The 12,463-nt window shown below is 60.7% G+C and carries 8 protein-coding genes and 2 pseudogenes; all 10 read right to left on the reverse strand.

Features of this window, described 5'->3' with window-relative positions; all coding sequences use genetic code 11:
• Positions 1-2,106, reverse strand: a pseudogene (mdoH, locus tag ACIP1X_RS25535) (glucans biosynthesis glucosyltransferase MdoH); the annotation flags it as partial.
• Complete coding sequence (locus ACIP1X_RS25540; protein WP_178124148.1) at positions 2,099-3,877, reverse strand: glucan biosynthesis protein G; 1,779 nt, start codon at positions 3,875-3,877, stop codon at positions 2,099-2,101. The gene ACIP1X_RS25540 and the pseudogene mdoH, both read right to left, overlap by 8 nt.
• A gap of 366 nt (positions 3,878-4,243) precedes the next feature.
• Positions 4,244-4,681: a D-aminoacyl-tRNA deacylase gene (gene dtd / locus ACIP1X_RS25545; RefSeq protein ID WP_400755657.1), complete on the reverse strand. Its 438-nt coding sequence runs from the start codon at positions 4,679-4,681 to the stop codon at positions 4,244-4,246.
• Positions 4,678-5,649 (reverse strand): prolyl aminopeptidase, encoded by a 972-nt coding sequence (gene pip / locus ACIP1X_RS25550; RefSeq protein ID WP_053116622.1) that lies wholly within the window; start codon positions 5,647-5,649, stop codon positions 4,678-4,680. The genes dtd and pip overlap by 4 nt, the downstream gene beginning before the upstream one ends.
• Before the next feature lie 308 nt (positions 5,650-5,957).
• Positions 5,958-6,761, reverse strand: a complete 804-nt coding sequence (gene hutG / locus ACIP1X_RS25555; protein WP_400755658.1) for an N-formylglutamate deformylase — start codon at positions 6,759-6,761, stop codon at positions 5,958-5,960.
• A 10-nt stretch (positions 6,762-6,771) separates the two neighbouring features.
• Positions 6,772-7,977 (reverse strand): imidazolonepropionase, encoded by a 1,206-nt coding sequence (gene hutI, locus ACIP1X_RS25560; protein ID WP_400755659.1) that lies wholly within the window; start codon positions 7,975-7,977, stop codon positions 6,772-6,774.
• A gap of 135 nt (positions 7,978-8,112) precedes the next feature.
• Positions 8,113-9,645, reverse strand: a complete 1,533-nt coding sequence (gene hutH / locus ACIP1X_RS25565) for a histidine ammonia-lyase (protein WP_159811602.1) — start codon at positions 9,643-9,645, stop codon at positions 8,113-8,115.
• A gap of 118 nt (positions 9,646-9,763) precedes the next feature.
• Positions 9,764-11,287, reverse strand: coding sequence for a histidine ammonia-lyase (hutH, locus tag ACIP1X_RS25570; RefSeq protein WP_400755660.1), 1,524 nt, complete (start codon positions 11,285-11,287; stop codon positions 9,764-9,766).
• Positions 11,288-11,427: 140 nt separating this feature from the next.
• The gene (locus tag ACIP1X_RS25575; protein ID WP_053116617.1) at positions 11,428-12,258 is read right to left on the reverse strand and encodes a glycine betaine/L-proline ABC transporter ATP-binding protein; all 831 of its coding nucleotides are present in this window, start codon (positions 12,256-12,258) and stop codon (positions 11,428-11,430) included.
• A pseudogene (locus ACIP1X_RS25580) lies at positions 12,255-12,463 on the reverse strand (proline/glycine betaine ABC transporter permease); the annotation flags it as partial. The pseudogene ACIP1X_RS25580 and the gene ACIP1X_RS25575, both read right to left, overlap by 4 nt.

Genomic DNA, 12,463 nt, shown 5'->3' on the forward strand with positions numbered 1-12,463 from the left:
CAGACACAAACGGCGACAGGATCAGCGAGAACACGATCGGCGCCAACCACCACAGGAAGCGCAGATCCAGCCACGCCATGCCGCCGGCCCACACCAGGCCCAGCAACATCTGCGAGCCATGGCGGCGGAACGCTTCGCCCCACGGCGTGTCGTCATCGTCACGCTGCGGCGAATTCCACACCACTTCCCAACCAAGGAAGGCGCTCACCACGAACACGGTATGGAACAGCATGCGCACCGGCGCCAGCAGCACCGAGAACAGCATTTCCATCAGCATCGAAATGAACAGACGGAACGCCCCGCCGAACTCTTTCGCGCCCTTGGCCCAGATCAGGATGATGCTCAACAATTTCGGCAGGAACAGCAGCACGATGGTGGTCGAGAACAGCGCAATCGCCTTGTCCGGGTGCCATTGTGGCCACAGCGGATAGAGCTGACGCGGTTCGAGGAAGTACTGCGGCTCCATCAGCGTGTTCACCGCCAACAGCGCGGTCGACAACACGAGGAAGAAGAACCACAACGGCGCCGACGGTACGACATCACGCCGGTCAGGAACACCGCGCGGTGCACCGGGTGCATGCCTTTGACCAGGAACAGACGGAAGTTCATCAGGTTGCCGTGGCACCAGCGACGGTCACGCTTGAGTTCGTCGAGCAGGTTCGGTGGCAGTTCTTCGTAGCTGCCCGGCAAGTCGTAGGCAATCCACACGCCCCAACCGGCACGGCGCATAAGCGCGGCTTCAACGAAGTCGTGAGACAGAATCGCACCGGAGAACGCCCCTTTACCTGGCAACGGCGCCAGGGCGCAGTGGTCGATAAACGGCTTCATGCGGATGATCGCGTTGTGACCCCAGTAGTGGGATTCACCCAACTGCCAGAAGTGCAGACCGGCGGTAAACAGCGGGCCGTACACGCGGGTCGCAAACTGCTGCATACGCGCATAGAGAGTGTCCATGCCCGACGCACGCGGCGCGGTCTGGATGATCCCGGCGTCCGGCGTGGCTTCCATCAAGCGCACCAGACTGGTCAGGCACTCGCCGCTCATTACCGAGTCAGCGTCGAGAACGACCATGTACTTGTAGTCACCGCCCCAACGACGGCAGAAGTCGTCGAGGTTACCGCTCTTGCGCTTTACCCGACGGCGACGGCGGCGATAGAAGATCTTGCCGAAGCCTTTGGCCTCGCGGCAGACGTCCAGCCAGGCCTGTTGCTCGGCAACACAGATATCGGTGTCGTTACTGTCGCTGAGGACGAAGAAGTCGAAGCGATCGAGATCACCGGTAGCCGCGACCGATTCGAACGTAGCGCGCAGACCGGCGAATACGCGCGGTACGTCTTCGTTGCAGATCGGCATTACCAACGCGGTACGCGCGTCTTTGGCAATCGGCTCGTTGCCGGCGCTTTTGCCGGAGATACGGTATTTATCGTGACCGGTGAGCAACTCGAGGAAGCCCATCAGCGCCGTCCAGAAACCGGCCGACACCCAGCAGAACAGAATCCCGAAGAGAATCAGGATGCTGGTTTGCAGCGCATACGGCAGCACTTGCGTGGCGGTTTGCAGCAGCGGCTGGTGCAGGACTTCGTCGAGATCGACGAACGACCAGCCCTGGTACGGCATGATGCCTTTCATGTACCAGCCAGCAACGATGGTCTGGCCGAGCATCAGCACCAGCAGAATATAGCGACGGATCGAACCAACGGTGCGCCAGCGCGCCGCCGGCAGAACGTTTTCGTCCTTCGGCGGCTGTGGCGGGTTGGTGCGACCGGTCAGACGGCGCCAGCCACGCACCAGAATATTGGTGCGCCACGGCTCCGGAACCACCTTGGTGCGGCGGATCGGCGGGGTAGCCTTGAGGCTGACCCGACCGCTGGCGTCGAGCACCAGCATTTCCGCTTCTTCCAGCTCTTCAGCCGTGCTCAGGGTCAGGCGCTTGCCCACCGAAGCCTGGGCGGCTTCGGCAGGGGCGTCGAACGTCGAGGACGACAGGCGTTCATGCAACTCGCTGAACGACTGGCAGCCCGCGAGTTCCGCGCGCTGCTCGTCGGTCATCGGCAGATGCGCCAGATACTCGGACAGAGTCTCTGGCTGTACTTGAGAGTTACTCATCGGCAGGCAACTGATAGCTCCAGGTCTCGGTGATGACTTCTTCAGTCGGCGCCGATTCCGGTGTGGCTGGGGCCGCGTCCGCAGCTACAGGCTGCTTGGCGTCTTTGTTGGCCTTGTCCTTGGCATCTGCAGCAGGCTTGGCATCGGCCTGTTGAGCCTGTTTGGCCTCGGCTGCCTTGGCTTCCTTGTCTTCTTTCTCTTGTTGCTTGGCGGCAACCTTGTCGGCCTTGGCGACGGACGAGTTGGACGCCGGCACCGACGACTTGGCCAGATCAGCCGTTACCACCGGCTGAACCAGTGCGGCACGCATCTCGGTCGACTTGCCTGCGTCTTTGATTTTCATCCGCAGGGTCAAGCGCCAGCCCTTGGTTTCCGGGTTGTAGCGCACGCTGTTCTCGACCAGTTCGGCGTTGTCGCCGACGCTGACCTGACTGCGAACGTCAGCGTCCGGGGCCAGGGCCGCCAGCGATGGACCTTCGAAATCGACCAGATAGGCAACGCTGCCATCCGGCTGACGGATCAGGTTCGATTGCTTGACGTCACCGGTCGAACGCAGAGTCTGCGAGACCCAGGCGCTGTCCGGCGCGTGAATCGCCGCTTCGTCCATCGTCCAGTGCATGCGGTAAGCGAAGTCCAGCGGCTGGCCCGGCTCCGGCATTTTTTCCGGGCTCCAGAACGCAACGATGTTGTCGTTGGTTTCGTCGGCGGTCGGAATCTCTACCAGATCAACGGTGCCTTTGCCCCAGTCACCCTTCGGCTCGATCCAGGCGCTTGGACGCTTGTCGTAGCGATCGTCGAGGTCTTCGTAGTGGCTGAAGTCGCGACCACGCTGCAGCAGACCGAAACCACGCAGGTTTTCGACGCTGAAGTTGCTCACTGCCAGGTGTTTCGGATTGTTCAGCGGACGCCAGATCCACTCGCCGTTGCCGGCATGGATCGACAGACCGCTGGAGTCGTGCAGTTCACGACGATAGTTGAGGACTTTCGACGGCTGGTTGGCGCCGAACAGGAACATGCTGGTCAGCGGTGCGATGCCCAGTTTGCCGACCTTGTCACGCAGGAACATCTGCGCTTTGACGTCGACAATGGTGTCGCTGCCCGGACGCAGGATCAGACGATAGGCACCGGTGGCGCGCGGCGAGTCGAGCAAGGCGAAGATCACCAGATGCTTGTCGCCCGGCTTCGGCTGCTGAATCCAGAACTCGCGGAAACGCGGGAATTCTTCGCCCGACGGCAGCGCGGTATCAATCGCCAGACCACGGGCCGACAGACCGTAGGTATGACCCTTGCCAACGACGCGGAAGTAGCTCGCGCCAAGCATGGTCATGATTTCGTCTTGCTTGTCGGCCTTGTTGATCGGGTACAGCACACGGAAACCGGCATAACCCAGTTGCTCAGTGGCCTTAGGATCGAATTTCAGGTCGCCGAAATCGAAGCGGGTCGGATCGTATTTGATCTCTTCGACGGTGTTCGCCGTGATTTCGTTGATTTTGACCGGCGTGTCGAAGTGCATGCCCTGGTGATAGAAGGACAACTTGAACGGGGTCTTCTGATCAGCCCACTCAGCCTTTTCGGTGAGGAAGCGAATTTTTTGATAGTCCGCGAACTTCATGTCGCGGAACTCGTTCGGCAGGTTGCTGCGCGGGGCTTCGAACTTCTGCCCGGCCAGCTCTTTTGCCTTGGCCGATACATCGTCAAGATTGAACGCCCAAAGCTGACCGGCGCTGAGCAGGCACAGGAGCGCCGAGCCCGCTACCAGAGCACTTCGCATGCGTTTGGCAGACAATTTTGCTGCATTACAGGGACTAACAATCACGAGCAACCCTCGCCGAAAACAGATCAATAAACCAACGGCCAGATGAAGTGCCTGTAGGGTTTTCGGCAGTGAAAAACCGACCTTCCAGAACACTCTTGCCAAGTTGGCGAGCATTGTTCCGACTCCGCTGGGGCAAAATGATTCCCCAATCGGCTCCGGACAAGTCTCTACCTAAGTCAAAACGGACCAACGAACGCTGATCCCCGTAGCGCGCGATTATCTAGTAGCCCGCATGACAAAGCATCGGGGGTAACCAAGTATTTATCGCGAAAAATGCCTGTTTTCAGTCGAAACGCCCTTAAAAAGATGTTTCAAGCGCTTTCAGGTCTGTAACAGGAAGGTTACCGGGCCATCATTGACCAGGTGCACCTGCATATCCGCGCCGAATCTACCTGATGCCACAGTGCCATGCATCTGTTTCGCTTTGCCTAATAGATAGTCGAACAATTCCTCGCCCAGGGCCGGAGGTGCTGCGCTGGAAAAACCCGGGCGCAACCCGCTCTTGGTGTCGGCTGCGAGGGTGAACTGAGAGACCAGCAGCAACCCGCCGCCAACATCCGCCAGGGACAAGTTCATCTTGCCCTCGGCGTCGCTGAATACCCGATAGTTAAGCAGCTTATGCAGAAGTTTGTCGGCGCTGGCACGCGTGTCGTCGGGTTCGACCGCCACCAGCACCAGCAAACCTTGATCGACCGCGCCTACGACCTCGCCCGCCACTTCCACCCGCGCGTTACTGACGCGCTGCAAAAGGCCCTTCATGCTTCTTCGGGCGGCAGGTCGAGCAAGCGTCGCGCCATGTTGCCGGCCGCGCGCACCAGGGCATCGGTGATGCCCGGTTCGGAGGCGGCGTGGCCTGCGTCGCGGATCACCTGCAATTCGCTGTTCGGCCAGGCTTGATGCAGTTCCCAGGCATTGTCGAGCGGGCAGATCACGTCATAACGGCCGTGAATGATCACGCCCGGCAAATGCGCGATCTTGCCCATGTCGCGAATCAACTGGTTCGGTTCAAGGAACGCGTTGTTGGTGAAATAGTGGCATTCGATCCGTGCAATCGACAGCGCGCGCTGCGGCTCGGAGAAACGATCGACCACCAGCGGGTTCGGCCGCAGGGTCGCGGTGCGCCCTTCCCACGTCGACCAGGCTTTGGCCGCGTGCATCTGCGCAATCTGGTCGTTGCCGATCAGACGTTTGTGGAAAGCGCTGAGCAGGTCGTCGCGTTCGTCCAGCGGGATCGGCGCGATGTAGTCCTGCCAGTAATCAGGGAACAGACGGCTGGCACCGGCCTGATAGAACCACTCGATTTCCTGCGGACGGCAGAGAAAGATCCCACGCAGGATCAGACCATGAACACGTTCCGGGTGAGTTTGCGCGTAGGCCAGCGCCAGCGTCGAACCCCACGAGCCACCGAACAGCACCCATTTTTCGATGCCCAGGTGTTTACGGATGCGCTCAAGGTCGGCGACCAGATCCCAGGTGGTGTTGTTTTCCAGGCTGGCGTGCGGCGTGGAGCGACCGCAACCGCGCTGGTCGAAGGTCACAATGCGATACAGATTCGGATCGAAATAGCGACGGCTCTGCGCGTCGCAACCGGCGCCGGGGCCGCCGTGGATGAACACAACCGGCAAACCCTCGGGTGAACCGCTTTCGTCGACGTACAGCGTGTGGGTGTCATCGACAGCCAGATCGTGCCGGGCGTGAGGTTTGATCTGCGGAAACAAAGTCTGCATTGCGCGCTCCGTAAGGGGTCGAGGTCATCCCTGGGGGGACTTCTATTATTCTGCCGTTGGGCATCATAAACCCGATTTACGTCAATGAGCATGCCTGTGGACTTGATCGTTCCCACGCTCTGCGTGGGAATGCCTCTTGGGACGCTCCGCGTCCAGTGACGCGGAGCGTCATGGGCTGCATTCCCACGCAGAGCGTGGGAACGATCAAAACCTGTGGGAGCGAGCCTGCTCGCGAAAGCGGTGTGTCAGTCAACGTAGATGTTGGCTGACCGGACGGCTTCGCGAGCAGGCTCGCTCCCACAAGGGGGTTATGCGGTGTAGTGAGACTTTGCCCAGGCTAGATAGCCTTGTAGCAGTTCCTTGAGCACTACTTGCGTCGGCTCAGCCAGGTCGGCGCGATAGCGGAACGGTTCGAACTCTTCCATGTAGGTGCTCTGGCACAACTCCAGTTGCACGGCGTGGATGTTCTCGGCCGGGTTGCCGTAATGCCGGGTGATGTGACCGCCCTTGAAGCGGCCGTTGAGCACATGGCTGTAGTGGCTGTGGCCGGCGCAGATTGCTTCGAGCTGACTGGCCAGTTGCGGATCACAACTGGCGCCGTTGAAGGTGCCGAGGTTGAAGTCCGGCAGCTTGCCGTCGAACAGGTGCGGGATGATCGAACGGATCGAGTGCGCATCGAACAGCAACGCGTAACCGAACTCGGCCTTCAATCGCGCCAGCTCTTCTTGCAGCGTGCGGTGATACGGCGTCCAGATCTGCTTCAGATACGTCGCGCGCTCTTCCTTCGACGGCTCGTGCCCTTCGCGGAACAACGCAATGCCATCGAACAACGTCGCCGGATACAGCCCGGTGGTCGCCCCGGCGTATAGCGGCTTATCGTCGGACGGTCGATTCAGATCGATGACGAATCGTGAATACTCAGCCGCCAACGTGCTCGCGCCCAGCTCTTCGGCAAAGTCGTACAGCTGCGGAATGTGCCAGTCAGTGTCCGGCAGGCTTTTCGCGTCAGAGATCAACCCGGTTTCCACCGCAGGCGTCAGGCGTACGCCAGCGTGAGGCATGCTGATCAGCAGCGGCACGCGACCTTGTTTGAAGTTCAGAACCTTATCCACAACCGCTCTCCTACAGACTTGATTCGACGCCGTGACGGACGACGCGTTTGTCCAGATCACCACCGAGCCAATAGGCCAGATCCGCCGGACGATCGATGTGCCAGGCGACGAAATCCGCGACCTTGCCGACTTCCAGCGAACCGTGAGTGTCGGCCATGCCCAGTGCTTGCGCGGCATGAATCGTCGCACCGGCCAGGGCCTCTTCCGGGGTCATGCGGAAACAGGTGCACGCCATGTTCAGCATCAGCCGCAACGACAGCGCCGGCGAAGTGCCGGGGTTGAGGTCGCTGGCGATGGCGATTTTCACCTTGTGCTTGCGCAGGGCTTCCATAGGCGGCAACTGGGTTTCGCGCAGAAAGTAGAACGCGCCCGGCAGCAACACGGCGACGGTATCGGCTTCGGCCATGGCGATGGCGTCGGCCTCGTCCATGAACTCCAAGTGATCGGCAGACAACGCCTTGTACCGTGCAGCGAGGCTGGAGCCGTGCAGCGAGGACAATTGTTCGGCGTGCAGCTTCACCGGCAGACCGAGTTGTTGCGCAGCGATAAACACGCGCTCGACCTGCTCCGGCGAGAAGGCCAGGTATTCGCAGAACGCATCCACCGCATCGACCAGACCTTCGGCGGCGAGCGCGGGGAGCATTTCGTTGCAGACCAGATCGATGTAATCGTCCGCGCGATCCTTGTACTCCGGCGGCAGCGCGTGGGCGGCCAGACAGGTGCTGCGCACGCTGATCGGCAGCTGTTTTTCGAGGCGACGGATGACCCGGAGGATTTTGCGTTCGTTGACCAGATCGAGGCCGTAGCCGGATTTCATTTCGACCGTGGTCACGCCGTCGCGCATCAGACTTTTCAGGCGTTTGGCGGCGCTGGCGAACAGCTCGTCTTCCGTCGCTTCACGCGTCGCGCGCACGGTGCTGGCGATGCCGCCGCCGGACGCCGCGATCTCGGCGTAGCTGACGCCTTGCAGACGCTTTTCAAATTCGCCGCTGCGGTTGCCGCCGAACACCGTGTGGGTGTGGCAGTCGATCAGGCCGGGGGTGACCCACGCGCCTTGCAGATCATTAACCGCCGGGTATTCGCCGGACGGTAATTGCTTGCGCGGGCCGATCCACTCGATGTGCGCACCGGACGTCACGATGGCCGCATCCTCGATGATCGAGTAGACGCCTTGCGCCATGGTTGCGACGTGGCAGTGTTGCCAGAGGGTTTTCACTGTTGGCCTCCGTTGGGGTTGGTGATCGTTCCCACGCTCTGCGTGGGAATGCAGCCCGTGACGCTCCGCGTCACTGGACGCGGAGCGTCCCTTGAGGCATTCCCACGCGGAGCGTGGGAACGATCAGTGGGTGGATTACAAACTAGGCAAAAGCTTCGCCGGAACCAGATCGGTCAGGCAGCGCGAAGCCAACAACTCAGTCGCCGCATTGATATCTGGCGCGAAGAACCGGTCTTTCTCATAAAACGGCACTTCCTTACGCAGAATCGCCCGCGCCTGTTCCAGCTTCGCCGAGGTCTTCAGACCGTTACGCAGATCCAGCCCCTGCACCGCCGCCAGCCATTCCACCGCGAGAATCCCGCGAGTGTTTTCGGCCATTTCCCACAGACGCTTGCCCGCCGCCGGTGCCATGGAAACGTGGTCTTCCTGGTTAGCCGAAGTCGGCAGACTGTCCACCGAATGCGGATGCGACAACGCTTTGTTCTCGCTGGCCAGCGCCGCTGCGGTCACCTGCGCAATCATGAATCCGGAATTCACGCCGCCATTGGCCACCAGGAACGGCGGCAGTTGCGACATGTGCTTGTCCATCATCAGCGAGATGCGGCGTTCGCTCAGCGAGCCGATTTCGGCAATGGCCAATGCCATGTTGTCAGCGGCCATGGCCACCGGTTCGGCGTGGAAGTTACCGCCAGAGATCACGTCGCCTTCAGCGGCAAACACCAACGGGTTATCGGAAACCGCGTTGGCCTCAACCGCCAGCACTTCAGCGGCCTGACGGAACTGGGTCAGGCAGGCGCCCATGACTTGCGGCTGGCAGCGCAGCGAGTACGGATCCTGAACCTTCTCGCAATTCTGATGCGAATCGGACACTTCGCTGCGCTCACCGAGCAGATCACGATAAGCCGCAGCCGCATCGATCTGGCCTTTCTGGCCACGCGCCGCATGAATGCGGGCATCGAAGGGCGAACGCGAACCCAAAACCGCTTCAACCGTCAGACCGCCCAGCGCCAACGCGCCGGCAAACAAATCTTCACCTTCAAACAACCCACGCAGCGCGAACGCGGTGGAAACCTGAGTACCGTTGAGCAGCGCCAGACCTTCTTTCGCTGCCAACGTCAGCGGCGTCAGACCCGCGACTTTCAGCGCTTCAACCGCTTCCATCCACTCGCCTTTGTAGCGTGCCTTGCCCTCGCCCAGCAGCACCAGCGACATGTGCGCCAACGGCGCCAGATCGCCCGACGCACCCACCGAACCTTTCAACGGAATGTGCGGATAAACCTCGGCGTTGATCAACGCGATCAGCGCATCGATCACCACGCGGCGAATGCCGGAGAAACCACGGCTGAGGCTGTTGACCTTGAGCACCATGACCAGACGCACCAACTCATCGCTGATCGGCACGCCAACACCGGCGGCGTGGGACAACACCAGCGAGCGCTGCAGGTTTTCCAGGTCTTCGCTGGCGATGCGCGTCGAGGCCAGCAGGCCGAAACCGGTGTTGATGCCGTAGGCAGTGCGGTTCTCGGCGAGGATCTGCTCGACGCAAGCGACGCTGGCTTCGATCTGCGCCGAGGCGCTGTTGTCGAGCGTCAGCTTGACCGGGTTCTGGTAGACGTCACGCAGTTGGGCCAGGCTCAGTTGGCCGGGAATCAGGTTCAGCGCAGTCATTTAAATGCTCCTTTTGAGAGTTTGTTATTAACTTGCCATTCGCTCCGGAGCATTCCGTTATCCGTCGCTTTCAGCCTTGTGGGCATCCGGCGCCTTGGCACGCTGGCAGGGTAGTTTTTCAATGCAAATTCGATAGAACGTTGTGCAGCAGATTCGGGTTTTTCAACACGCTCGCGGCGGCGGCAATATCCGGCGCCAGCCAGCGATCCTGATCGTAGGCCGGGACGGTTTCACGCAGCAGTCGCCACGCGCGGTCAGTGCCGGCGCCGAAGCGTTGTTCCTTGAGGAATTCAAACGCCTGCGCCGCCAGCAGATATTCGATGGCGAGGATCTGCGTGCAGTTTTCCAGCGCGCGATGCAGCTTCAGCGCGGCGTTGGTGCCCATGCTCAAGTGGTCTTCCTGCAGGCCGGAAGTGATGTAGTTGTCGAGCACCGCCGGTTGCGCCAATTGACGGTTTTCCGCGCATAACGATGCAGCGACGTACTGGACGATCATCATCCCGGAGTTCACCCCCGGATTGGCCACCAGAAATGCCGGCAGGCCACTGACGTGCGGGTTGACCAAACGATCGAGGCGACGCTCGGCGATCGAGCCGATTTCAGCCATGGCAATCGCCAGCAAATCCGCCGCCATCGCCACCGATTGGCCGTGCGGATTGGCTTGCGACATCACCCGGAAATTATCCGGCGTGCCCAGCAATAGCGGGTTGTCGGTGCAGCCGTTGAGTTCGGCTTCGATCTGCTTGATCGCATGGTCGAGTTGATCACGCGCCGCGCCGTGTACTTGCGGGATAGAACGAATGCTCAGCGCATCCTGAGTGCGAATGCCTTTGCTCGACGCAATCACTTCACTGCCATCGAGCAATGCGCGCAAATTGATGCCGACCTGCTGCATGCCCGGGTGCGGTTTCAACGCGATGATCTCGGCATCGAAGGCGTCGATCTGACCGCGCTGCGCTTCGAAACTCATCGCACCGATGACGTCGGCCCACTGCACCAGCCGCGTGGCATCGGCAATCGCCAGACAGCTGAGGCCAGTCATGCACGGCGTGCCGTTGACCAGACACAAACCGTCCTTCGCGCCGAGTTGCACCGGTTGCAGACCCTCTTCGGCCAATGCTTGTTGTGCGGAGATAATCTGCCCGCGATAGCTGACGTTGCCGACGCCGAGCAGCGTGATGCCGATGTGCGCCATGTGCGTCAGATAGCCGACTGAACCTTGCGACGGCACTTGCGGGGTGATGCCACGATTGAGCAGCGCCAGCAGCCCTTCGACGACCCGGCGATGCAGGCCGGATTTGCCGTGGCTGTAGTTGTGAATGGCGGCGCAGATGATCGCGCGGGTCTGCTCGTCGGCGAGTACCGGGCCGACGCCGCAGGCATGGCTGAGCAAAGTGTTGCGCGAGAGCTGGCTGAGTTGTTGGTCTTGCAGGGAAACGTTGGACAAACCGCCCAGACCGGTGTTGACGCCATAGGCGCGCTCGCCGCTGGCGACGATGCGCTGGACGATGGCCTGGGCATTTTCGATGCGCACCCAGGTGTCGCTCGACAGCTCCAGTTGAGCGCCGTGACGGGCGACAGCAACCACGTCCTGCCAACGCAGAGGAGCGCCGGTGATAACGATTTTTTCAGCCTGGGACATCTAAAACCTCTTGAGTTAGATCGTTCCCACGCTCTGCGTGGGAATGCCGCCTGGGACGCTCCGCGTCCCGATTTCTGCTCTGTGCAGGGTGACGCGGAGCGTCACGGGATGCATTCCCACGCAGAGCGTGGGAACGAGCGTCAGACTACTGCCGCACGCCGCTGCACGAATCGGTCAACGTACTCATCCGCCGGCGAATGCAGAATCTCGCGTGGCGTGCCGACCTGAATCAACCGCCCATCCTTGAGAATCGCAATCCGGTTACCAATGCGCACCGCCTCATCAAGGTCGTGGGTGATAAACACGATGGTCTTGTGCAACGTCTTTTGCAGCTCGAGCAACTGATCCTGCATCTCGGCGCGGATCAGCGGATCCAGCGCACTGAACGCTTCGTCCATCAGGATGATGTCGGTGTCTGCCGCCAAGGCCCGGGCCAGACCAACACGCTGACGCATGCCGCCGGAGAGTTGGTGCGGGTATTTGTTTTCGTAGCCCTTCAGGCCCACGGTGTTGATCCAGTGCAGCGCGCGTTCTGCGCACATTTGCTTGCTCTCGCCGCGCACTTTCAAGCCGTAGGCGACGTTGTCGAGTACGGTTTTGTGCGGCAGCAGGCCGAAGCTCTGGAACACCATGCTGATCTTGTGCCGGCGAAATTCGCGCAGGGCTTCCATGTCGTATTGCAGGATGTCGACGCCGTCGACAAGGATCGCGCCGCTGGTTGGGTCGATCAGCCGGTTGAAGTGACGAACCAGAGTCGATTTACCGGAACCGGAGAGGCCCATGATCACGAAGATCTCGCCAGTACCGATGCTCAACGACAGATCGTTAACGCCGACCACGCAACCGGTTTCGCTCAATACCTGATCCTTGGTCTTGCCCTGACCGACCATGGCCAGCGCATCCTTGGCGCGGTTGCCGAAAATCTTGAAGACGTTTTTGACTTCGATCTTGCTCACGGTTGCGTTGCTCATTTGCTCACCTCATGCCGTGGCCGACCGTACGCCTGAGTAATGCGGTCGATGACCACTGCGAGAATCACGATCGCCAGACCGGCCTCAAGACCTCGTCCGACGTTGAGGGTCTGAATCCCCACCAACACATCTTCACCCAGACCACGGGCGCCAATCATCGAGGCGATCACCACCATCGACAGGGCCATCATGGTGGTGTATCGCA

Source organism: Pseudomonas sp. NPDC088885, assembly GCF_044750025.1.
GTDB classification, from domain to species: domain Bacteria; phylum Pseudomonadota; class Gammaproteobacteria; order Pseudomonadales; family Pseudomonadaceae; genus Aquipseudomonas; species Aquipseudomonas rustica.